Origin of the sequence: Pseudomonas sp. IzPS59, from assembly GCF_014863505.1 — a bacterium.
GTDB classification, from domain to species: domain Bacteria; phylum Pseudomonadota; class Gammaproteobacteria; order Pseudomonadales; family Pseudomonadaceae; genus Aquipseudomonas; species Aquipseudomonas kribbensis.
The window spans coordinates 4,244,468-4,265,224 of record NZ_CP062251.1 but is presented as its reverse complement, the minus strand read 5'-3'; the positions used below and the strand labels follow the sequence as shown (position 1 = coordinate 4,265,224).

Sequence of the window (20,757 nt, the reverse complement as noted above, 5' to 3'; positions counted from 1 at the left end):
TCGGGTCTTTTATTTTTATACGGTGCCCCAGCGAATGTTCAGACCGTTATCGATCTTTATCGGCACGCGCTATACCCGCGCCAAGCGCCGCAATCGCTTTGTTTCGTTCATTTCGATGACCTCGATGATCGGTCTCGCCCTCGGCGTGCTGGCGATGATCGTGGTGCTGTCGGTGATGAACGGCTTCCAGCGTGAAATGAGTTCGCGCATCCTCGGCATGGTGCCGCACGCGACCATCGTCGGCGTCAAACCGATCGATGACTGGCAGCCGGTGGCCGCCGCCGCGCTGAAGAATCCGGAAGTGACCGCCGCCGTGCCGTTCACCGAGATGGAAGGCATGCTGTCCTACAAGGGCATGATGCAGCCGATCCAGATCAGTGGCGTCGACCCGGCCCAGGAAGGCAAGGTGTCGATCGTTGCCCAGCACATTGTTCAGGGCCGTCTCGATGCCTTGAAGCCGGGCGAGTTCGGCGTGGTGCTGGGTGAAATCACGGCCCGGCGTTTCCGCCTGAACGTCGGCGACAAGATCACCCTGATCGTGCCGGAAGTCAGCACTGCACCCGGCGGCATCACCCCGCGCATGCAGCGTCTGAATGTGGTCGGCATTTTCAAGGTCGGCGCCGAGCTGGACGGTTCCATGGGCCTGATCCACGTCTCCGACGCGGCAACCATGCAGCATTGGGAGCCGAATCAGGTGCAGAGCGTGCGTCTGGCGGTGAAAGACCTGTACGCCGCACCGAAGGTTTCGTCCGACATCGCCACCGGCCTTGGCACTGATTTCAAGGCTGACGACTGGACCCACACCCAAGGCAGCCTGTTCAGCGCGATGAAAATGGAAAAGACCATGATCGGTCTGTTGCTGCTGATGATCGTCGCGGTGGCGGCGTTCAACATCATCGCAACCCTGATCATGGTGGTGAACGACAAGGGCGCGGACATCGCGATCCTGCGCACCATCGGCGCCACGCCACGGCAGATCATGGCGATCTTCATGGTCCAGGGCACGGTGATCGGCATTGTCGGCACCATCATTGGTGGCGTGCTGGGCGTGATTGCTGCATTGAACGTCAGTGAGATGGTGGGTTGGGTCGAGCGAGTGACCGGGCAGCACATCTTCAGTTCCGACGTGTACTTCGTCAGCAATCTGCCCTCGGAATTGCAGGGCGGCGACGTGCTGCTGATCTGCTCGGCGGGCTTCATACTCAGCTTCCTGGCCACGGTTTACCCGGCCTGGCGAGCGGCGAAGATCGAGCCGGCGCACGCGTTGCGTTACTCGTAAGTTCACCCGTTGAGGCCGGCATTGCCGGCCTCAATCGTTTTGCGGCAACTCAATCACAAACCGCGTCCAGCCCTGAGCCGATTCGCAATGAATCTGCCCGCCATGGGCCCGGATGATCGACTGAGTGATCGCCAGTCCCAATCCGGCGTGTTCGCTGCTGCCTTCCTGGCGTGCCGGATCAGCCCGGTAAAAGCGGTCGAACAAACGCGGCAACAATTCCGCAGAAATCCCCTCGCCACTGTTCTCCACGGTCACCCTCAAGGATTTCGCCTGCTCGGCTATCTGCACGCGCACATCGCCCATTGCAGGGGTAAAGCGCAACGCGTTATCCAGCAGGTTCGACAGCGCCCGGCGCAGCATCGCGCGGTCACCTTCAAACCGACCCTCACCGTCACGGCTCAGGCTGACCTGAGCGTCTTCGGCCAGCGGTGCAAAAAACTCCAGCAACGCATCGGCTTCTTCCGCCAGTTCCAGCGGTTCGCGCTTGGGCACCAGCAATCCATGGTCAGCCTTGGCCAGATAAAGCATGTCGTTGACCAGTTGCGCCATCCATTGCAGCTCTTCGAGGTTGCTGTGCAGGGCCTCGCGATAGTCTTCGAGTGGGCGAGGGCGGGTGAGGGTGACCTGTGTGTGGGTCAGCAGGTTCGACAAAGGGGTACGCAATTCATGGGCGATATCGGCGGAGAATGCCGAGAGACGCTGAAAAGAATCATCGAGACGTCCGAGCATGGCGTTGAAGCTGTGGGCCAGTTCCGTGAGTTCTGCAGGCATTTGCGCTTCCGGGAGTCGGGCATTCAGCGATTGGGCGGAAATCCCGCGTGCCACGGCGCTCATGCGGCGCAACGGACGCAAGCCGCTGCGTGCCGCCCAGGCACCGAGTAGAGCCGTAGCCAGCGCCGAAAGACCGACGGTCAGCCAGATCAGATGCTGCATGCGTTGCAGGAAGTGCTGGTGATGGGTGATGTCCAGCAGCAAGGTCAATTGCTGTGAGTCGGGTTGTTCCGGGGAGAGCGGGGCGTTGAGCAGGCGATAGTCCGTGCCGTTGTCGTTGATGGTGGCCAGGCCGGGCTGCTGCGGCAGGTTCGCCGGCATTTGCAGGGAACGGCCGAACCAGCGCTGCCCCTCAGAGCCGCTTATGCGTAACGAGACATCGCCCTGTTGGCTCAACTCATCGGTGATATGTGCAGCGTCGCTGCCACTCAGCAACGTCTGACGCACATTGATCAGCTTGCTTTCGAGCAATTGCTGATCGAGCTCAATGAAGTGCGCCTCACTGGCCCGATTGAAAACCACGCCTGCCACCAGCGAAACCGTCGCGGTGCACGCGGCGAACAGCAACGCCAGCCGACTGCCGAGTGACAGGCGGCGCATCAGGCAGGACGCTCTTCAAGCACGTAACCCATGCCACGCACGGTGTGTATCAGTTTGTCGGGAAACTCGTCGTCGATCTTCAGGCGCAGGCGGCGGATTGCCACTTCGATCACATTGGTATCGCTGTCGAAGTTCATGTCCCAGACCTGCGAGGCGATCAGGGATTTGGGCAGCACTTCCCCCTGGCGGCGCAGGAGCATTTCCAGCAGGGCAAACTCTTTGGCTGTGAGGTCGATGCGCTGGCCGCTGCGTTCGACGCGGCGGCGAATCAGGTCCAGGCGCAGGTCGGCCAGTTGCAGGCAGGTTTCCTGAGGCGCGGTGCTGCCGCGGCGCAACAGGCTGCGCACCCGTGCCAGCAGTTCGGAGAAAGCGAACGGCTTGACCAGATAATCGTCGGCACCCAGTTCGAGGCCGTGAACCCGGTCTTCCACGGTGTCTTTGGCGGTCAGAAACAGGATCGGCGTTTCCAGCCCGGCACTGCGTACCGCTTGCAGAATCTGCCAGCCATTGCGCCCGGGCAGCATCACGTCGAGGATCAGCAGGGCGTAGTCACCGCTCAACGCCAGTTGTTGCCCGGTGTTGCCGTCGGCCACCAGTTCAGTGTTGAAACCGGCCTCGGTCAGGCCCTGGCGCAGGTAGTGGCCGGTTTTCGGTTGGTCTTCGACGATCAGCAGTTTCATGGGCAACTCGGGGTTGTAGGATCGAAAGCTTTATACCGTGGGACATTGTCACAAGCGCCAACCTGACAAAGTTGTAATCTGCCTGTCAGGTAGCTGCCAGTGCGGGCGGGCTAGAGTTTCCCACAGGCTGAACCTTTTCTTGTTGGAGTATGACTATGTTTTTGCGCAACCCTCTGGCCGTCGCCGCCTGTCTGCTGGCGTTGAGCTCATCCGTCCGGGCCGACCCTGCGCACACGTATGACTTCGGCCAGCCGGCTCCGGCCGCCAAGGCCAGTCGCAGCATTGAAGTGGTGATGGGCGACATGTCGTTCGATCCGAAGGCCATCGACATCAAGGCCGGTGAGACCATTCGTTTTGTTTTGGTGAATAAAGGCCAGTTGTTGCACGAATTCAACCTCGGCGACGCAGCGATGCATGCCAAGCACCAGCAGGAAATGCTGCAGATGCAGCAAAGCGGCATGTTGACGCCGACCGGCATGAAGGAAATGTCCCACGATATGGCGGGTATGGATCATGGTTCGATGGGGCACGTCATGAAGCATGACGACCCCAACAGCGTACTGGTCGAACCGGGCAAGACCGCCGAGTTGACCTGGACCTTCAGCAAGGCGACCAGCCTGGAGTTTGCCTGCAACATTCCCGGGCATTACCAGGCCGGAATGGTCGGCAAACTGACTGTCAGTCAGTAAGTACTCAAAGGCGGGAGCAAAGGCTGATAGAATCCGCTGATTCTTCAGTCAGGTTTCCGCCATGCATCCCGCAGCCGAACATTCGCCGCTGGGCAAGTCCAGCGAATACATCGCCACTTACACACCGTCCCTGCTGTTCCCGATTCCGCGCACCGCGAAGTGGGCCGAGCTGGGCCTGACCGCCGAGACCCTGCCGTATAAAGGCGTGGATTTCTGGAACTGCTTCGAACTGTCGTGGCTGCTGCCGTCGGGCAAACCGGTGGTGGCGATCGGCGAGTTCAGCATTCCGGCGGACTCGCCGAACATCATCGAATCCAAGTCGTTCAAGCTGTACCTGAACTCGTTGAACCAGACCCCGTTCGCCGATACCGCGAGCCTGGAAGCGACGCTGGTCAAGGACTTGTCCGCCGCTGCCGGCAAACCGGTGGGCGTGCGGGTACGCAGCCTGAAAGAGGTTGAAGCCGAAGGCGTGGTTGCGCTGCCGGGCGTGTGCATCGACGATCTGGATATCAGCGTCAGCAACTACGAACATCCGCGTCCTGAGTTGCTGCGCTGCGATGATTCGCGAGTGGTGGAGGAGAGCGTGCACAGCCATCTGCTCAAATCCAACTGCCCGGTGACCAGCCAGCCGGACTGGGGCAGCGTGGTGGTGGAATACCGTGGCGCGGCGCTGGATCACGCCAGTCTGCTGGAATACATCGTCAGCTTCCGCCAGCATTCGGACTTCCACGAGCAATGCGTTGAGCGGATCTTCCTCGACCTGCAGCGTTTGCTGAAACCGGAAAAACTCACGGTGTTTGCACGTTATGTGCGCCGTGGCGGGCTGGATATCAACCCGTACCGCAGCACTGAAAGCGCGCAGTTGCCGAACCATCGTCTGGTTCGTCAGTAACCCGCAACGCGGACATGAAAAAGCCCTGCCATCACTGGCAGGGCTTTTTTTTGCATTCGCGAGCTTCAGATGCCCATGCTGTGCAGGGTAGTAGCAATATTGCGCAGAGTACCGGCGATGGTCGGGTGTTCGAGTTCAAATCGTTCGACCGCTAAGTTCACACCATCGGCGATACTGTTTTCATGAGTGGACTGTTCCAGTTTTATCTCGGATTCGATCTGCGCCATCAGGTCGCGCAGATGTTCTCGCTCTTCTTCGGTGAGCGGCGGAGTCTGATCCAGTTGCTCGCGCAGGGCATTGAGCTGTTTTTGCAGTTCTTGAGCGGGCATGGTTGTTTCCTTTTATCGAGAGGCACTGGCATAGACCGCAGCCGTGCGCCAAAGGTCTATGGCTCTCCTTAAGACTAATCCACTCTGCTGCAACCTGCATGATCCCGGTCAGGGCTTTTCGCCTTTGAGACGGCGCAGGCTGATGTCGGCCAGGCAGGTGTCGAGTTCGCCCAGATGATCGATCACCGAGTGCACGCCCAGGCCGAACAGTTGCACGGTGGCCTTGCCGCGCAGTTGTTCGCGTTCTTTCTGGCTGAGGGCTTGCCATTCGCTCGGGGCCAGGCCGCAGAGTGAGCCGCAGGACGCCAGGCCAATCGTCCACAGCCCGGCATTCAGGCCCGATTGCAGCAGGCGCGGTTCGCCACTGACCAGCACGCAGCCGTCCAGGCGATCGACATTCAACGTCATCAGGGCTTGCCAGCAGGCATTCGGTGCCGGCCAGGGATTGTGTGTTGCCGAATGTTGCGAAGGTTTGATCCAGCCCGGCAATCCGGATGCAAGCACCTGGGTGAGGGCAGGGGGCAAATCATCGAGCCAGGCGCAGGGGATCAGTTGACGCTGCAGGCTGTGCAGGCTGTCGAGCGCGCCCGGTGTGGCGTCGGCGTGCTCCGTGCCGGGACTGGCGTGATGACGGGCGCGGGCGCCGAAGTCCACCAGGCAGCCGCTGAGCCCGAACAGCACGGCTGTCAGGTTGGGTGCTGAAAGGGGCAAGGCTTCGGCTTGAGGCATGGAAAACGTCCTTGAAATAGAAGTCAGGCTAAGCATGGCCGGTGACAGTTGGATGACAAGTGCGTGACGATGCGTCCTACGGAGGTGTTCACGCCGGAAATGCCTAAAAGCTTGTTTCCGTCTTATACTGCACCTCTTATGACCGTGGCCCGCATGCCGCGTATGTACAATCCAAGGAGTTTTTCTATGCGCTGGAGCAACCCTCTCGCTCAGCTTTGTGTATGCGCCAGCGTGATGCTGGTTCCGTTCGTTGCCCAGGCGGCAACGGAAGAAGACCCTTGGGAAAGCGTCAACCGTCCGATCTTCCAGTTCAACGACTTCGTCGACACCTACGCGCTGAAACCTCTGGCGCAGGGCTATGAATATGTAACGCCGCAATTCCTGGAAGACGGCATCCACAACATGTTCCGCAACGTGGGTGACATCACCAACCTGGCGAACAATATCCTGCAGGCCAAACCGGCCGCTGCCGGTGTCGACACCGCGCGTCTGATCTTCAACACCACCTTCGGCCTGCTGGGCTTCTTCGATGTGGGCACCAAGATGGGCCTGCAGCGCAGCGACGAAGACTTCGGCCAGACCCTCGGCTACTGGGGCGTCAGCAGCGGTCCGTACGTGATGCTGCCGTTGCTCGGCCCGAGTACCCTGCGTGATGCACCGTCCAAGTACGTCGACACCTACACCGCACCGTACCGCTACATGAACGACATCCCGGCGCGTAACACCATCTACGGCCTGAACATCGTCGACACCCGCGCCAGCCTGCTGTCCAGCGAGAAGCTGATCAGCGGCGACAAGTACACCTTCATCCGCAATGCCTACCTGCAGAACCGCGAGTTCAAGGTCAAGGACGGTCACGTCGAAGACGATTTCTGATTTCGACTTGTGAACCCCGAAAAGGCGACCGAAAGGTCGCCTTTTTTTGTCCGTGCGTCCTTCCATTGAGTTACGGTTTCGAACGTTCTTATAACTCTCTGTGATTTGACAAACAAAGTCGTCAAGTGACGATCCGCGCATGCTTGAAACGCTCGAAGGATGGGAGTACCGTCTGCGCCTTAGAAGGGCACCTCTGGTGCATCCGTGTGCGGGGCAAACGCTCCGAAGCGGTGCAGCAGAGAGGCTAGAAAGCGAATCCAGTAGTCTGCGCCGGGCCTTTGCCCCGCCTGCTACGCCAACCTAATTCTGGCGCCGTTTGCCCACATGCCAAAAACCAGTGCCACGCTGCTGATAATCGATGATGACGAAGTAGTGCGCGCGAGCCTCGCGGCCTATTTGGAAGACAGTGGTTTCAGCGTCTTGCAGGCCAGTAACGGCCAGCAGGGTCTCCAGGTATTCGAGCAAGACAAGCCCGACTTGGTCATCTGCGATCTGCGCATGCCGCAGATGGGCGGTCTCGAACTCATTCGTCAGGTCACCGAGCGGTCACCACAGACGCCTGTGATCGTGGTTTCCGGTGCCGGCGTGATGAACGACGCGGTCGAGGCCCTGCGCCTGGGCGCGGCGGATTACCTGATCAAGCCTCTCGAAGATCTGGCCGTGCTCGAGCACTCTGTGCGCCGGGCCCTGGATCGTGCGCGTCTGCTGCTGGAAAACCAGCGCTACCGTGAGAAGCTGGAAAAGGCCAACCGTGAGCTCGAAGCCAGCCTGAACCTGCTCCAGGAAGACCAGAACGCCGGTCGCCAGGTGCAGATGAACATGCTGCCGGAAAGCCCCTGGACCATCGACGCGTTCAAGTTCGCCCACCAGATCATCCCGTCGTTGTACCTGTCGGGTGATTTTGTCGACTATTTCCGGGTGGACGAGCGTCGGGTCGCGTTCTATCTGGCGGACGTGTCGGGCCATGGCGCCTCTTCGGCGTTCGTCACGGTGCTGCTGAAGTTCATGACCACGCGCCTGTTGTTCGAGTCCAAGCGCAACGGCACCTTGCCGGAATTCAAGCCTTCGGAGGTCCTTGGTCATATCAACCGGGGGCTGATCAGTTGTAAGCTGGGTAAACACGTCACAATGGTCGGTGGAGTCATCGACGAGGAGACCGGTTTGTTGACCTATAGCATCGGCGGCCATCTGCCGTTGCCTGTGTTGTACACGCCTGACAGTGTTCGCTACCTCGAGGGGCGCGGTCTGCCGGTGGGGCTTTTCAATGAAGCCACCTACGAAGACCACGTGCTCGAGCTGCCACCGACGTTCAGCCTGACGCTGATGTCTGATGGCATTCTGGATCTTTTGCCAGAACCCACACTCAAAGAGAAAGAAGCTGCCTTGCCCCAACGGGTCAAGTCGGCGGGCGGCAGCCTGGATGGCCTGCGGCAGGTTTTTGGATTGGCCACGCTAGGGGAGATGCCGGATGATATCGCCTTGTTGGTGTTGAGCAGGAATCTTTAATGAGTACCGGTAGAATCCAGTTCGCCGAGCAGGATGGCACCTTCGTCCTGAAGTTCGTCGGTGAAGTTCGCCTGACCCTGTGTTCGGCGTTGGATGCGACTATTGAAAAGATCTTCACCGCGCTGAATTTCAACGCGATCGTGATCGATCTGACCGAAACCCGCAGCATCGACAGCACCACGCTGGGCCTGCTGGCCAAACTGTCGATCCTGTCACGGCAAAAGGTCGGCCTGCTGCCGACTGTGGTCACCACCCACGACGACATCACCCGTCTGTTGCAATCGATGGGTTTCGAGCAGGTGTTCAATATCGTCAACCATCCCGTGCCTTGCCCGGAATGCCTCGATGACCTGCCGGATCAGGATCAGTCGGAGGAAGTCGTGCGGATCAAGGTGCTGGAAGCGCACAAGATCCTCATGGGCCTGAACGATTCCAACCGCGAAGCCTTCCATGATCTGGTGAATGCCCTCGAAAGGCATTGATTCCCCAGCCATCAGGCACAAAAAAGGGCGAACCTGTGAGGGTTCGCCCTTTTTGCGTTTGCCGTCAGCCCGTTACAGCTTGGCTTGCAGCAGCGCCTCGAGTTTTTCCTGGTCGCGGGCAAACTGACGGATGCCTTCGGCCAGTTTCTCGGTGGCCATCGCATCTTCGTTGGACAACCAGCGGAACTGCGATTCGTTGAGGCTCAGGCGGGCTTCGCCGGCATGACCCGGGGCCAGTTTGCGCTCCAGTTTGCCGGTGTCTGCCGCCAGCTTGTCGATCAGGTCCGGGCTGATGGTCAGGCGGTCGCAGCCGGCCAGTTGCTCGATCTGATTGAGGTTGCGGAAGCTCGCGCCCATGACCACGGTCTTGTAGTCATTGGCTTTGTAGTAGTTGTAGATGCGTGTCACGGACTGCACGCCCGGATCATCGGCGCCGGTGTAGTCGTTGCCGTTGGCCTTCTTGTACCAATCGTAGATGCGACCCACGAACGGCGAAATCAGGAACACGCCGGCATCGGCGCAAGCGGCAGCCTGGGCGAAGGAGAACAGCAGGGTCAGGTTGGTCTGGATGCCTTCCTTCTCCAGCACTTCGGCGGCACGGATGCCTTCCCAGGTGGATGCAATCTTGATCAGCACGCGGTCGCGGCCGACGCCGGCCTTGTCGTACAGCTCGATCAGACGGTGCGCACGCTTGAGCATCGCGTCCTTGTCGAACGACAGGCGGGCATCCACTTCGGTGGAAATGCGGCCCGGGATCACTTTGAGGATTTCCTGACCCACCGCGACGCCGAAACGGTCGCTGGCCAGGCCGACATCGCCCTTGCAGTCGCGAACGGCGGCGTTCAACAGCTCGGCATAGGCCGGAATGGCCGCTGCCTTGAGCAGCAGGGAAGGGTTGGTGGTGGCGTCGACCGGCTTGACCCGGGCAATCGCTTCGAAGTCGCCGGTGTCGGCAACCACGGTGGTGAACTGTTTGAGTTGTTCCAGCTTGGAAGTCATGAGCGTGCTCTGTCCTATGGGTCTGACGACATTACCCGAGCGCTGACAGCCACTCAAGGGCATGTGGATGTATCGATCGCCCCGCAGGCAACAACCTGAGAACGGCTGTTTGAAAGGGCGGGGCGCGGTATCGATAGATACGATGCCAAATCGCGGCACAGGTTCAAAGCAACTGACTGATGAATGTGAACGCTACTCGGACTCCAGTTGCGTCCTGGCGGCCGCTTCCGCCGGTTTCGGTTGCCCGCTTGCAGTCTGCAAACCGAAATTCTTTTCCCGATCATCGCTGCCCGTATCATTGTTTTTCCACTCGTAGATCGACGTCAGTGGAATCTGCAGCCGTTTCACATCGGCAATGAACGCTGCGACTTTGGTGGCCTGTCCGTCGGGACCGCCGTTGGAGGCCAGTGCCGAAATCCCCCATTCACTGATGACGCCCGGCAGGTGGAAATTCTGCTGGATGAAGGTCTGCGCATTGCCGATCTGCGTCGCCGTCATGCCATAGGGATGGTAGGAAATGGCGCTCAGGCATTTCGGATACGCACCGAGAATGCTGTTCAGCGCCACGGTCGAGGCCGAACCGGCGTTCGGTGGCCGGGCGAAGCCGAAACCGATCACGGGGGTGGTGGTGGGATTGTCTTGCAGCGCCTTGCACATGGCGCTCATGAACGGCGCAAACGTGGTGCTGAAATTGCCCGTCGGCCAGTACGTGTCCAGATCCGGTTCATTCCAGACTTCAATCGCGACCAGTTGAGAACCGTACGTCTGCTCCAGGCTGTTCACTGCACTGGCAAACGCCGCGCCCGCCGTGGCCGGGTCTGTCGACAGCGGTTTGATGGCGCGCACCGTCATCAGCACCGGCAACCCGGCGGATCCTGCGGCGGCAAACGCATCGCCAAGCTGTTTCTGATAGGTCTTGTCGCCCAGGCTGTCGCTCCACGCGCCCAGGCGCACGAAACTGAAGCCCGCGGCCTTGATCTGCGCGGCATCGGCGGCGGAAAAATTCTGGACCTTGACCTGGATGCCGACCGTTCGGTGGGGCAGTGCGGGGAACAACTCGCTGGCATCGACCTGAGCCGTTGTGCCGAACAACAAAAGGGAAAGGGCGCCGAGACGTTTGAGATGTGCTGCTTTCATGCCTGCTCTCCTGATGAGAAATGACATCTAGCCAATGTTTATCTCGTTACTTTCATGCGATGCCGAAAAGGCCGAAAAGTGCACGAATGTTATTTTTTGTCGGAAAACGTTCAGCGAAAGAAGCGCCGAAAATCACAGTTATTTTTAGTCCGGTAATTCTGGTTGGGTGACTTTTGGACCCCGTGGTACTTAATGCACCGGTACTAACAGGCGAAACTGTTTCCGAGTGCAGGAAAGTCCTGTGGATTCATTTAAGTCCACGGGACATGTTGGCCGAATGACATTACACGGGAAAGTAAACCTTGTTCAAAAAGATCCTTGTCGTCTGCGTCGGCAATATCTGCAGAAGTCCGACAGCAGAACTGTTGCTGCGTAACGCACTGGCGCCCTCGACCATCAAGGTCACCTCCGCAGGCTTGTCCGCCAGGGTTGGCGAGTCCATGGAAGCAACGGCCCGCAAGGTGCTGGAAGACCGCGGGCAGTGCGCCGAAGGCTTCAAGGCGCGGCAACTGACAGCGGACATCGTCAATGAATCAGACCTGATTCTGGTCATGGAAAAAGAGCATGTAAAACAAGTACTGAAGATTGCCTCTCACGCCAGGGGCAAAGTGTTTCTTCTCGGCAAGTGGCAGAACGAACGAGAAATACAGGATCCGTATCGTCAAGGGCAGGCCGCTTTTATTCATGCCCATGCATTGATTGAAGATGCTGTTGGCTCCTGGGCACAGCGCCTCGGGCATTGATGAATATTCTTCAGAACAGTGAATGGTAAGAAAGACTTATGCAGTTACCGTCAGTAGTCGGCACCCGTGACAACGATCAAGACAGTATTGATCTTCTCGGCATATTTGGCAGTTTGATCGATCAGAAATGGTTGATCGGTGCCTTCACCGGCGCGTTCATGATGACCGGCGTCGCCTATGCGATTCTGGCCACACCGGTGTATCTGGCCAACGCGCTGGTACAGGTCGAGCCGAAAAAGAACGACATGCTCGGCTTCTCCGACCTCAACAGCATGCTGGGCGGTCAGTCGCCGTCCGTTACCGAGATCGGCATCATCAAATCCCGCGCGGTGATCGGCAAGACCGTCGACGATCTGCGCCTGGACATCGACGTCACCCCTAATACCTTCCCGGTGATTGGCGGCTTTCTCTCGCGCCGCTATCGCGGTGACACCGAACTCAGCGTCGCGCCGCCACGTTTCGGGCTGAGCAGCTACGCCTGGGGCGGTGAGCGTCTGGAGTTCGCCCGGCTCGATCTGCCCAAGGAACTGCTGGGCAAGAAACTCAGCCTGATCGCCGGCGAGCAGCAGCGCTTCCAGTTGTTCGACGACAACGACAATCTGCTGGCAGAAGGCACTGCCGGTGAAGCCTTCGCACAGGATGGCGTAGAAGGGCAGATCACGCAGTTGTTGGCTAATCCCGGTACCCGATTCGAAGTGGTGCGCTACCCGCGGATCGTGACCATTCAGGGGTATCAGGACGCGCTGGATATTTCCGAGCAGGGCAAGGAGTCGGGAATCATCCGACTGGCCCTGGCCAGCACCGATGCCGCCGAAGCGGTGAAGATCCTCAACAAGATCGCCTCGCTGTACGTGGACCAGAACGTACGCCGTACCTCGGCCGAAGCCGCGCAGAGCCTGGTTTTCCTGCAAAGCCAGTTGCCGCAGGTCAAACGCGACCTGGCCAAGGCCAGTGATGCGCTAAACGCCTACCAGACGCGCGGCAAGACCGTGAACATCTCCCTGGAAACCCAATCGGTGCTCGGCCAGTCTGTCGCTCTCGAAACGCGGATTTCCGAGCTGAAAATGCAGCAGGCAGAGATGGATCGCAAGTTCACCAGACAGCATCCGGCCTATCGGGCTCTGATGACCCAGATCGGTGAATTGACCCAGCAACAGAAGTCCCTGGAAGGCAAGGTTGGCGACCTGCCGGCCACGCAACAGGAACTGCTCAACCTGACCCGCGATGTCGAAGTCGCTTCGCAGATCTACACCCAGTTGCTGAACAAGTCTCAGGAACTGGACATCATCCGCGCCGGCGCCGTGGGCAACGTGCGTCTGGTGGACTCGGCGGATGTCGACCTGACCAGTCCGGTCAAACCGAAGAAAGCCCTGATCGTGCTGATTGCGACCTTCCTCGGTGCCTTTGTCGGCGTGGCGCTGGTGCTGTTGCGCAAATCCCTGAGCAAGGGCCTGGAAGGGCCGGAAGCCATCGAGCAGCTCGGCTTGCCGGTCTACGCATCGATCCCTTACAGCGCCCTGCAACAGGAAGAGGACACCAAGAAAGTCCGCGCCAAGGTCACGGCGGACACACCGGCGTATCTGCTGGCCCTGCGCAATCCGACGGACCTGTCCATCGAGTCGATCCGCAGCCTGCGCACCTGCCTGCATTTCGCCGCGCTGGATTCGACCAACAACCGCATCATGATTTCCGGCCCGAGCCCGCAGGTCGGCAAGACGTTCGTGTCTTCCAACCTCGCGGCGGTCATGGCCCAGAGCGGCCAGCGCGTGGTACTGATCGATGCCGACATGCGCAAGGGGCATCTGCACAAGACGCTGAACACACCGATCACCAACGGTTTGTCGGACTTGCTGGTCAAGCGCTGCACCCTGGAACAGGCGATCAACAAGGTCGAAGTCGACAACCTGCATTTCATCAGCCGTGGCCAGGTGCCGCCCAATCCTTCCGAACTGCTGATGCACGCCAATTTCCGCGAACTGCTGGCGGAACTCAGCGAGCGCTACGACGTGGTGATCATCGATACGCCCCCGCTGCTGGCGGTAACGGACGCGGCGATTGTCGGCCGTGAAGCGGGCATCAGCCTGATCGTCGCGCGCTTCGGGGTGAACCCGGCCAAAGAAGTCGAGCTGACCATTCGCCGCTTCGCCCAGAACGGCATCGAGTTGAAAGGCGCGGTGTTCAACGGCGTCGAGAAGCGTGCGGCCAGTTACTACGGCAACGGCGGCTACGGCTATTACAACTACGAATACGCGTCCGACAAATCCTGAGTTTCAGCGATTGTTCTTACAGGCAACAAAGTGGGTGGGTTGTGAAAAAAATACTGCACGTGGCTGAAACGATTAAAGGTGGCGTCGCGACGGTGATCCGCACGATTTCGGCGTCCCCGGAAGACGAGCAAGCCAACTACGAGCTGGTGTATCTGGTGCCGCAGGATCAGGAAAAGGAACTGCACGGCATCGCCCCGCAGCAGATCCGCACCTTCGAGCGAACCGGGCGCAATGTGCCGTCGTTGCTGCGTTTTGCCTGGCGCCTGATGCAAGTGATGCTCAAGGAAAAACCTGATGTGGTGCACCTGCACAGCACGTTTTCCGGGGTGATCGGCCGTTGCGTGTGCGTGCTTCTGCGGCCGTGGCGCAAACCGAAAATCGTCTACTGCCCGCATGCCTTTTCGTTCCTGATGGAAAGCTCGCCGATCAAGCAGAAAGTCTATGCGTGGATCGAGCGCGTGTTGCAGAAGGTCACCGACACGATCATCTGCGTCAGCCAGTACGAGATGGACAAAGCCGCAGCGTTCGGCATCGAGCGCAAACGCATGCGGCTGATCTACAACGGCATTCATCCCAAGGATGAGGAGCGTAAAGCCGAGGATCCGCAGCCGATTCATCTGCTCTTCGTCGGCCGGCTCGACTATCAGAAAGGCTTCGACGTGCTGCTCAAGGCCTACGCCAAGACCGGGCGCAACGACCTGAAACTGACGGTGGTCGGCAGTGCGGTCAACGAGGCGACGGTCGAATGCCCGCCAATGGATGGCGTTCAGTACCTGCCGTGGGTCACACCGGCCGAGGTCAACGCGCTGTATCAGCAGGCCGATGCGCTGATTGTTCCGAGTCGCTGGGAAGGCTTTGCCATGGTGCCGCTGGAAGGCATGGCGCTGGGCTTGCCGGTGATCGCCAGCGACTGCACGTCGCTGCCGGAACTGGTGACCCACGGGGTGTCCGGCTACGTGTTCCCCACCGGTGATCACCATGCGCTGGCCGACCGCCTGAAGCAGATCCAGAAACCCGCGTTGTCAGCCCTCGGCATCGAAGGTCGACGCATCGTCCGCGAGCGCTTCAGCGCCGCGTTGATGATCCGCCAGACCTACGACGTGTATTCCGCTCCCTCTTATTAAGTAGAACGCCGCTCATGAACGTAACGATTTTGCATGGCTACAGTGCCTCCAATTCCGGTGATGGTCTGCTGGTCGACCTGGCCATTGCGCTGGTGCAGCGCAACTTTGGCGAAGACACTTCGATCAGCGTCGTGGCCTCCGATCCGGACTCCTTCAAATACCTGCCGCACCCGCGCTTTGACGCGCCGGTCATGGCAGCCAAGGGCCTGGGCCGGGTCAAGCAGGCGGTATTCCTCAATCAGTCCTACGCCGGGCTGGCGGATCTGTTGAAGAAAACCGATCTGATCGTCGGCGTCGGCGGCGGCTATATGCGCTCCAAAAGCGCCTTCGAGCACATCAAGCTGAAACTGGGCCACGCCAAGCAACTGGAAACGGCGATTCTCAGCAAAGTCCCGTCGGTGTACCTGCCGCAGAGCATCGGGCCGTTCCACGGTGACAGCGACAGGATCGTCGGCCACTACGCCAGCGCCGATGCGGTGTTCGTGCGCGATAACCGCTCCTCGGCGTTGTTCGACGCCTGCGAAAATGTCTACCGCGCACCGGACCTCGCGGTGCAGGCCCTGGCCGGCAAAATCCTGCAGCAACCCAAGTTCACTCGCTGCGCCTCGACGCCGGCCACGGTGTGCGTGGTGCTGCGCAAACCGCCGGCATGGAGCAAGGAAAAGAAGCTCGCCTACGTGGCCAACCTGAAGGTGCTGCTGCAGCGTTTGAAGAACAAAAGCAAAGTGGTCTGCGCGGTGCAGAGCGCTGTGCGCGGTAACGATGACGGTGCGTTCTATCGCGAACTGGGCATCACCGAAGACCTGCTGTCGCTGAAGGCCACGATTGCCAAATATCAACCGGACCTGGTGATTTCCGTACGCCTGCACGGGGCGATCGAATCGCTGCTCTCCGGCGTGCCGGCGTACCACATCAGCTACGAGCGCAAAGGCTTTGGTGCCTATCAGGACATGGGTGTCGAGGACTGGGTCATCAACGGTGGCGACATCGATGTCGACACCATCATCGACACGGTTTTTGCGCCGAATGCGCTGTCGGATTTCGGCAAGCGCCTGACCGACACTTGCCGTGAAATCGAAGCCAAAACCGTGGCCATGGACGACATCATCAAGGGCGTCATTCGATGATATTCCGCTTGTTGCTGCGCGGCGGAGCACTGGGCGCAAAGTTCTTGCTGGTGCTCGCCATCACCCATTACCTCGGTTACGAGGCGCTGGGGTTTTACGGCGTGGTGGTCGCGGCGTCGTTGATCGCGTCGAAGTTCTACAGCGTCGGTTTCAGTTCCGAGATCAATCGGCTGATCAGTGTCGGCGGCAGTTCGAAGCGTGTGGTCGACAAGGTTCTGCTGCTGTACCTGGCCGTAGGGTTGCTGTTGTCGGTGCTGACGGTGCTGATCTATTCGCTGTTCCAGCAGGTCGAGGCGACGGCTGCACTGATCGCCTGTGTGACCCTGGTATTGCTGACCGAGCACCTGTCGTTCGAAATCAACTCGTTCGTGTTTTCCGCACAGAAAGCCACGGCAGGGGCGCTGCTGTTCTTCATCAAGACCGGCCTCTGGGCACTGCTCGCCGTGGGCGGAATGATGCTCGGCTGGGTGTCGGGGATCGCCAGCGTGCTATGGCTGTGGGTCATCGCCAACGTGCTGGTGATCGTCGCCGGTTACCTGATCGTGGTGAATGTCCATCGCGGGCGCGAAGATGGGACGCTGGCGACGGCGACCGTCTGGAAAGCCGGATTGCCGTTCTACCTGGGCACCGGCCTGATCGCCGTGAGTCAGTACGCCGAGCGCTTTCTGATCATCGACCTCGAACCTTACGCGAGCCTCGGTAAATACGTGTACGCGTGGTCGGCGGCCAACACTTTGCAGGCGTTGTCCTACGCGGTGGTGGCGGTGGTCGGCATTCCGGTGCTCGCCAAGCGTTACCAGGCCGATCAACAAGCGTTCACGGTCAGGCAATTGTTCGTGAACAAATGGGTCGCGCGTTCGCTGGTGGTTTCAGCGGCAGTCGCGGTGGCGATTTATCTGTTCTTCAATGTCGTGCTCGATTACGTCGGTGCAGCGGTGCCGCGTCCGGACAACGGAATTCTTGGCGTACTGATCTTTTCCTTCGCCCTGCGCGCCATCGGCGACATCGTCTGGGGTGGGTTGATCGCGTCGAAAAACAGCCGGGTCTCCCTCGCCAGTTCGGCCCTTTGCCTGCTGATTTCGGTGCCGGTCAGCTATGTGCTGATCAAGCACTATTCGATTTATGGCGCGGCCTGGGGCAACGTCTTCGGGATCATCGTGCAGCTCGGCGTGATTGCGCTGCTGACCCGTGCGACGCGTGCGAAAAAGGCTGTCGTGTCATGGGCCTGAAACTGCCGTGCATCGAGTTTCGCGGCAAGAAACTCGATTCCTCTCTCTCGTTCCTGATCCTGTTCACCGGCCTGTTTCTGTCGGTGGCCATGCCGCTGCTGATCCCCCGCGATCCCGGCCCGGATGCGATGACCCTGTGGTCGTCCTATGCCCGGGCCGACAACTGCAATTTCTGGAACCCGTTCTCGCCGGATCGCTCGTCCTACGAGTGTTCGGCGTTCCTGCTGCGGCCCACCGGGATCAACCTGACCAACGCCTGGGCCTACGGGATGTTCTGCAATTTCTTCCTCACGGCGATTCCGGTGGTGGTGTTCCGGCGCATGCCGCTGGCGATCTTCGGGACCCTGTGTCTGTGGGGCGTGGTGCGCTCGTTCTTCCTGGAAAACCTGACCAAGGAAATCATCGTGTCGGTGGCGGTGCTGAGCATTCTGTTTAGCTCGCTGACGCGTAAATATCGTGGCGGGTTTTTCCTGTCGGCGGTGATCTACGGCGTACTGATTCGGCCCTATTGGATTCTGTTTTCGCTGTCCTGGGTCGGCGTTTGCATGATGAAGAAGTACGTGTCGCGCATGACCTTCTTCGTGATGCTGTTCCTGTTCTACCTGGCGGTGGCCATGGCGATCCAGTTGGCGCTGGGCTTTCCGGTGTCATCGATTCGCGCCAGCAACAACGAACTGCGCACGGCGGGCGAGGAGGGTTCCAAGTCGCTGATCGTCTCGTGGCTCAGCGGCAGCGACTTCGTTTCGCAGGCGCTGGACTCGATGATCATCTTCTTCCGCCTGTCGTTCCCGGTGGAGCTGATCCTGCTCTCCGGGCCGGGCCAGGTGATCTTCGTGGCGCTGATGATCATGACCGCGCTGCTGCTGTTCAAAGTCATCACCTCGACCGATTACAAGGGCGCGCCGATCCAGACCAAACCCAAGGAGCTGATCGCGATTCCCCTGGCGTTTCTGCTGGTTCAAGGCTTGTTCGAACCGGACTTCGGCTCGTTCGCCCGACACTTCTCGATGGTGGTGCCGGTGTTGTTCGTGGGCCTGGGTTTGATGCTGCGGGCGAACAAACCGGTGCGGGTCGAATCAAGAATTCTGAATTGAGGCGGGTGCTTTATGTCGAGCAAGAAAAAGTCCCTGGAGATCGAAACCCTGCGCGGCCTCGCGTGCCTGCTGCTGGTGCTCTATCACGTGATCGGCCCTTTGGGCGGCGGTTTGAAGATCGATATCGGCTCGCCGTTCCGGGTCATCGCCGATTCCATGGTGTACGTGCGCATGCCGCTGTTCACTTTCATTTCCGGCTACATCTATTCCATCTACAAGATTCGCGGCAATGACTTTTCGGCGTTCTTCACCGGCAAGGTGCGGCGGCTGATCGTGCCGCTGTTTTGCGTGGGTGTGCCGTTCTCGGTGTTGCAGGCGGTGGGGCCGGGCGTAAACAAGGACGTCGGTGTGATCGATGCGCTGTTGTCGTTTTATGTGCCGGTGAACCACTTCTGGTTCCTGCAGGCGGTGTTCATCATTTTCATGTTTGTCGGCCTGCTGGAATGGCGTGGATTGCTGCGCTCGGCGACGCGTCTGTACCTGCTGTTCGCGTTTTCCGCCGCGGTTTTTCTGTTGCCGCCGTTCAAGTTCGATGCGTTCGGCATCAACGGGGCAACCTATCTTTTGCCGTTTTTTGTGGCGGGGATGATTGGCCAGGAAAATGTCAGTGCGTTGAAGCAGCGGTTCAAAGTCGTCGGCCCGTTGGTGTTTGTGCTGATTTCGCTGACGCTGTTGTACATTGCGGCGCTGGATCGCGAGTTGATCATCGACCGCCGCAGCCTGATCGGCCTGACGGTGGGGTGCGTGTCCTGCTTTGCGCTGCTGTCGAGTGACATGCGCTCGAAGGCGCTGACCTGGCTCGGTGGTTACTCCTACGCGATTTTCCTGTTTCATGTGTTGTTCGCCGCCACCTCGCGCTCGGTGCTCGGGCGTCTGGGCATCAAGGACGAAAGCATTCTGGTGTTCTGCGGTGTGGCTTGCGGGTTGCTCGGGCCGGTGTTGCTGTCGACGATCTTCAGCCGGTTCAACTTCACGTCGGTGCTGTTTCTGGGCGAGCGTGCGGCGACGAAAAAACCGGCGGGGAACGTCTCCCCGGCGCAGGTTTCGGCTAAAGGAAGTGCTTGATGGTTGCAGTGGATGACGCAGCGCCGGTCGCGGCGTCGGTGGTTGAAGTCGGTGATGCTCGCGAGCGTTTTGCCCAGTGGCGCGAAGGCAAGGCCGGGAAGGTGTTGTCGGTTTCGGTGATCGGCGACAGCTACAGCGCCGGGCAGGATTTCTATCTGAACAAACTGGTGCAGCGGCTGGTCGGGGAGGTCGGTTTTGCCGGCCCCGGTTATGTCGGCTTCAACCATGGCGCGGCGCTGGGCGGCAGCCATTTCAAGTACACCCGCAGCAGCGAGAAATACTTCGGCGGCGACTGGAAGGTGTCGAACCTCGGCGTGGCGAGTCCCGACAGCCGTACCGTGACCGGAAGTCCCGGTGCATGGCTGCAGGTCGATGCGCATCCGAGCGAAGCGATAAACACCGCTGTCACCCAGGCGAAGTTACTTTATCTGGGCAACGGCGAATCCAGTGAACTGCGTTATCGCTGGGCACCCTCGCAATCCTGGCAGCCGTTGAAGTTGAGCGGCGTCGGTGTTCAGGAAGTCCCATTGTCAGGTACATCCGCCGCGACGGATTGGTCCTTCAGGCTGGAAGTGGTGGAGGGCGCGCCAACGCTGTTCGGTCTGTGGATGAGCAACGAACAGGCCGGTTTGCGGATGTCGAAACTGGCCGCATCGGGCGCTGCGTCCGGCGATTTCTATCATGCCGACGGTCAGTGGCAGACCCAGTGGAAAGCGGTGGTGTCGAAGATTCCGGCTGACGTCTACCTGATCATGCTTGGCGGCAACGATCAGGGTTTCGGCGTGAAGCCCGAGCAGTACCTGAAGAACATTCAGGGACTGGTCGGAATGATCCGCGAGATTCAGCCAGGAGCGAGCGTCAACCTGATCATGCGTCAGGACACCACACGCTCCAGCGCCTATCCAATGTCGGCCTACGCGCAGGTGCTCGAGCCCTGGGCCCGCGAGCAGCATCTGGGTTTCGCCAATCTGCAGTGCGCGTTCGGTACGGACGTCAAACGTTATGCGGCGGCGATGATCGGCCCGGACAAGATACATCCGCTGCCGGCCACGGGAGGGAAGGTGATTGCCGATTACTTCTATCGGATGATCGTCGGCGGCAACCACGGGACTTCCTGCGGCGCCGCCTCGGAATAAGAA

General features: G+C 59.7%; 20 protein-coding genes. 14 read left to right on the top strand and 6 right to left on the bottom strand.

Going from position 1 to position 20,757, the window contains the following annotated elements; all coding sequences use genetic code 11:
* The first annotated feature begins 34 nt into the window (after positions 1-34).
* Complete coding sequence (locus IF189_RS19080; RefSeq protein WP_065260718.1) at positions 35-1,279, top strand: lipoprotein-releasing ABC transporter permease subunit; 1,245 nt, start codon at positions 35-37, stop codon at positions 1,277-1,279.
* A 30-nt stretch (positions 1,280-1,309) separates the two neighbouring features.
* Here IF189_RS19080 and IF189_RS19075 read toward each other — a convergent pair whose 3' ends face one another.
* Positions 1,310-2,650: a heavy metal sensor histidine kinase gene (locus tag IF189_RS19075; protein WP_192552091.1), complete on the bottom strand. Its 1,341-nt coding sequence runs from the start codon at positions 2,648-2,650 to the stop codon at positions 1,310-1,312.
* The gene (locus IF189_RS19070; protein ID WP_192552090.1) at positions 2,650-3,330 is read right to left on the bottom strand and encodes a heavy metal response regulator transcription factor; all 681 of its coding nucleotides are present in this window, start codon (positions 3,328-3,330) and stop codon (positions 2,650-2,652) included. The genes IF189_RS19075 and IF189_RS19070 overlap by 1 nt, the downstream gene beginning before the upstream one ends.
* A gap of 155 nt (positions 3,331-3,485) precedes the next feature.
* Here IF189_RS19070 and IF189_RS19065 point away from each other — a divergent pair, with 155 nt between their 5' ends.
* On the top strand, positions 3,486-4,019 hold the full coding sequence (locus IF189_RS19065) for a plastocyanin/azurin family copper-binding protein (protein ID WP_192552089.1): 534 nt from the start codon (positions 3,486-3,488) through the stop codon (positions 4,017-4,019).
* A 61-nt stretch (positions 4,020-4,080) separates the two neighbouring features.
* On the top strand, positions 4,081-4,911 hold the full coding sequence (gene queF / locus IF189_RS19060) for an NADPH-dependent 7-cyano-7-deazaguanine reductase QueF (protein WP_134827566.1): 831 nt from the start codon (positions 4,081-4,083) through the stop codon (positions 4,909-4,911).
* 65 nt (positions 4,912-4,976) lie between these two features.
* Here the strand turns inward: queF and IF189_RS19055 are convergent, their stop codons facing one another.
* Together IF189_RS19055 and IF189_RS19050 are read right to left on the bottom strand one after the other, a co-directional pair.
* Entirely contained in the window at positions 4,977-5,240 is a 264-nt protein-coding gene (locus tag IF189_RS19055; RefSeq protein ID WP_134827565.1) for a DUF4404 family protein, read from the bottom strand.
* Between the two features lie 108 nt (positions 5,241-5,348).
* Positions 5,349-5,969, bottom strand: coding sequence for an HAD family phosphatase (locus IF189_RS19050; RefSeq protein WP_134827564.1), 621 nt, complete (start codon positions 5,967-5,969; stop codon positions 5,349-5,351).
* Between the two features lie 186 nt (positions 5,970-6,155).
* On the opposite strand from IF189_RS19050, the gene IF189_RS19045 reads away from it, so the two are divergent.
* The 3 genes from IF189_RS19045 to rssC all read left to right on the top strand — a co-directional run bounded on the left by IF189_RS19045 (position 6,156) and on the right by rssC (position 8,833).
* Positions 6,156-6,845, top strand: a complete 690-nt coding sequence (locus IF189_RS19045) for a VacJ family lipoprotein (RefSeq protein ID WP_085713162.1) — start codon at positions 6,156-6,158, stop codon at positions 6,843-6,845.
* 324 nt (positions 6,846-7,169) lie between these two features.
* Complete coding sequence (rssB, locus tag IF189_RS19040) at positions 7,170-8,351, top strand: two-component system response regulator RssB (protein ID WP_085713163.1); 1,182 nt, start codon at positions 7,170-7,172, stop codon at positions 8,349-8,351.
* Entirely contained in the window at positions 8,351-8,833 is a 483-nt protein-coding gene (gene rssC, locus IF189_RS19035) for an anti-sigma factor antagonist RssC (RefSeq protein WP_042560140.1), read from the top strand. The genes rssB and rssC overlap by 1 nt, the downstream gene beginning before the upstream one ends.
* Before the next feature lie 72 nt (positions 8,834-8,905).
* On the opposite strand, the gene tal is transcribed toward rssC, so the two are convergent.
* Both tal and IF189_RS19025 read right to left on the bottom strand, forming a co-directional pair.
* On the bottom strand, positions 8,906-9,832 hold the full coding sequence (gene tal, locus IF189_RS19030) for a transaldolase (protein ID WP_114884366.1): 927 nt from the start codon (positions 9,830-9,832) through the stop codon (positions 8,906-8,908).
* 192 nt (positions 9,833-10,024) lie between these two features.
* Positions 10,025-10,969: a glycosyl hydrolase family 5 gene (locus tag IF189_RS19025; RefSeq protein ID WP_134827563.1), complete on the bottom strand. Its 945-nt coding sequence runs from the start codon at positions 10,967-10,969 to the stop codon at positions 10,025-10,027.
* A 302-nt stretch (positions 10,970-11,271) separates the two neighbouring features.
* Between IF189_RS19025 and IF189_RS19020 the strand changes: the two genes are divergently transcribed.
* The 8 genes from IF189_RS19020 to IF189_RS18985 are packed head-to-tail and all read left to right on the top strand — an operon-like array spanning position 11,272 to position 20,754.
* Positions 11,272-11,712, top strand: a complete 441-nt coding sequence (locus IF189_RS19020; protein ID WP_134827562.1) for a low molecular weight protein-tyrosine-phosphatase — start codon at positions 11,272-11,274, stop codon at positions 11,710-11,712.
* Between the two features lie 38 nt (positions 11,713-11,750).
* Complete coding sequence (locus tag IF189_RS19015) at positions 11,751-13,979, top strand: polysaccharide biosynthesis tyrosine autokinase (RefSeq protein WP_192552088.1); 2,229 nt, start codon at positions 11,751-11,753, stop codon at positions 13,977-13,979.
* Between the two features lie 41 nt (positions 13,980-14,020).
* Positions 14,021-15,103 (top strand): glycosyltransferase, encoded by a 1,083-nt coding sequence (locus IF189_RS19010; RefSeq protein ID WP_134827560.1) that lies wholly within the window; start codon positions 14,021-14,023, stop codon positions 15,101-15,103.
* A 14-nt stretch (positions 15,104-15,117) separates the two neighbouring features.
* Entirely contained in the window at positions 15,118-16,230 is a 1,113-nt protein-coding gene (locus tag IF189_RS19005; protein ID WP_134827559.1) for a polysaccharide pyruvyl transferase family protein, read from the top strand.
* Entirely contained in the window at positions 16,227-17,459 is a 1,233-nt protein-coding gene (locus IF189_RS19000) for a phosphoribosylaminoimidazole carboxylase (protein WP_134827558.1), read from the top strand. The genes IF189_RS19005 and IF189_RS19000 overlap by 4 nt, the downstream gene beginning before the upstream one ends.
* Positions 17,450-18,553, top strand: coding sequence for a hypothetical protein (locus IF189_RS18995; protein ID WP_134827557.1), 1,104 nt, complete (start codon positions 17,450-17,452; stop codon positions 18,551-18,553). Before IF189_RS19000 ends, IF189_RS18995 begins: the two co-directional genes overlap by 10 nt.
* Positions 18,554-18,565: 12 nt before the next feature.
* Positions 18,566-19,618, top strand: coding sequence for an acyltransferase family protein (locus IF189_RS18990; RefSeq protein ID WP_192552087.1), 1,053 nt, complete (start codon positions 18,566-18,568; stop codon positions 19,616-19,618).
* The gene (locus IF189_RS18985; RefSeq protein ID WP_192552086.1) at positions 19,618-20,754 is read left to right on the top strand and encodes an SGNH/GDSL hydrolase family protein; all 1,137 of its coding nucleotides are present in this window, start codon (positions 19,618-19,620) and stop codon (positions 20,752-20,754) included. The genes IF189_RS18990 and IF189_RS18985 overlap by 1 nt, the downstream gene beginning before the upstream one ends.
* Positions 20,755-20,757: the final 3 nt, after the last annotated feature.

Coding starts and splice junctions, on each gene's coding strand:
- IF189_RS19015 (WP_192552088.1), top strand. CDS start 11,751: ATGCAGTTACCGTCAGTAGTCGGCACCCGTGACAACGATCAAGACAGT.
- IF189_RS19080 (WP_065260718.1), top strand. CDS start 35: ATGTTCAGACCGTTATCGATCTTTATCGGCACGCGCTATACCCGCGCC.
- IF189_RS19075 (WP_192552091.1), bottom strand. CDS start 2,650: ATGCGCCGCCTGTCACTCGGCAGTCGGCTGGCGTTGCTGTTCGCCGCG.
- IF189_RS19045 (WP_085713162.1), top strand. CDS start 6,156: ATGCGCTGGAGCAACCCTCTCGCTCAGCTTTGTGTATGCGCCAGCGTG.
- IF189_RS19070 (WP_192552090.1), bottom strand. CDS start 3,330: ATGAAACTGCTGATCGTCGAAGACCAACCGAAAACCGGCCACTACCTG.
- IF189_RS18985 (WP_192552086.1), top strand. CDS start 19,618: ATGGTTGCAGTGGATGACGCAGCGCCGGTCGCGGCGTCGGTGGTTGAA.
- IF189_RS19000 (WP_134827558.1), top strand. CDS start 16,227: ATGATATTCCGCTTGTTGCTGCGCGGCGGAGCACTGGGCGCAAAGTTC.
- IF189_RS19025 (WP_134827563.1), bottom strand. CDS start 10,969: ATGAAAGCAGCACATCTCAAACGTCTCGGCGCCCTTTCCCTTTTGTTG.
- IF189_RS19065 (WP_192552089.1), top strand. CDS start 3,486: ATGTTTTTGCGCAACCCTCTGGCCGTCGCCGCCTGTCTGCTGGCGTTG.
- tal (WP_114884366.1), bottom strand. CDS start 9,832: ATGACTTCCAAGCTGGAACAACTCAAACAGTTCACCACCGTGGTTGCC.
- IF189_RS19050 (WP_134827564.1), bottom strand. CDS start 5,969: ATGCCTCAAGCCGAAGCCTTGCCCCTTTCAGCACCCAACCTGACAGCC.
- IF189_RS19005 (WP_134827559.1), top strand. CDS start 15,118: ATGAACGTAACGATTTTGCATGGCTACAGTGCCTCCAATTCCGGTGAT.
- rssB (WP_085713163.1), top strand. CDS start 7,170: ATGCCAAAAACCAGTGCCACGCTGCTGATAATCGATGATGACGAAGTA.
- IF189_RS19055 (WP_134827565.1), bottom strand. CDS start 5,240: ATGCCCGCTCAAGAACTGCAAAAACAGCTCAATGCCCTGCGCGAGCAA.
- rssC (WP_042560140.1), top strand. CDS start 8,351: ATGAGTACCGGTAGAATCCAGTTCGCCGAGCAGGATGGCACCTTCGTC.
- queF (WP_134827566.1), top strand. CDS start 4,081: ATGCATCCCGCAGCCGAACATTCGCCGCTGGGCAAGTCCAGCGAATAC.
- IF189_RS18990 (WP_192552087.1), top strand. CDS start 18,566: ATGTCGAGCAAGAAAAAGTCCCTGGAGATCGAAACCCTGCGCGGCCTC.
- IF189_RS18995 (WP_134827557.1), top strand. CDS start 17,450: ATGGGCCTGAAACTGCCGTGCATCGAGTTTCGCGGCAAGAAACTCGAT.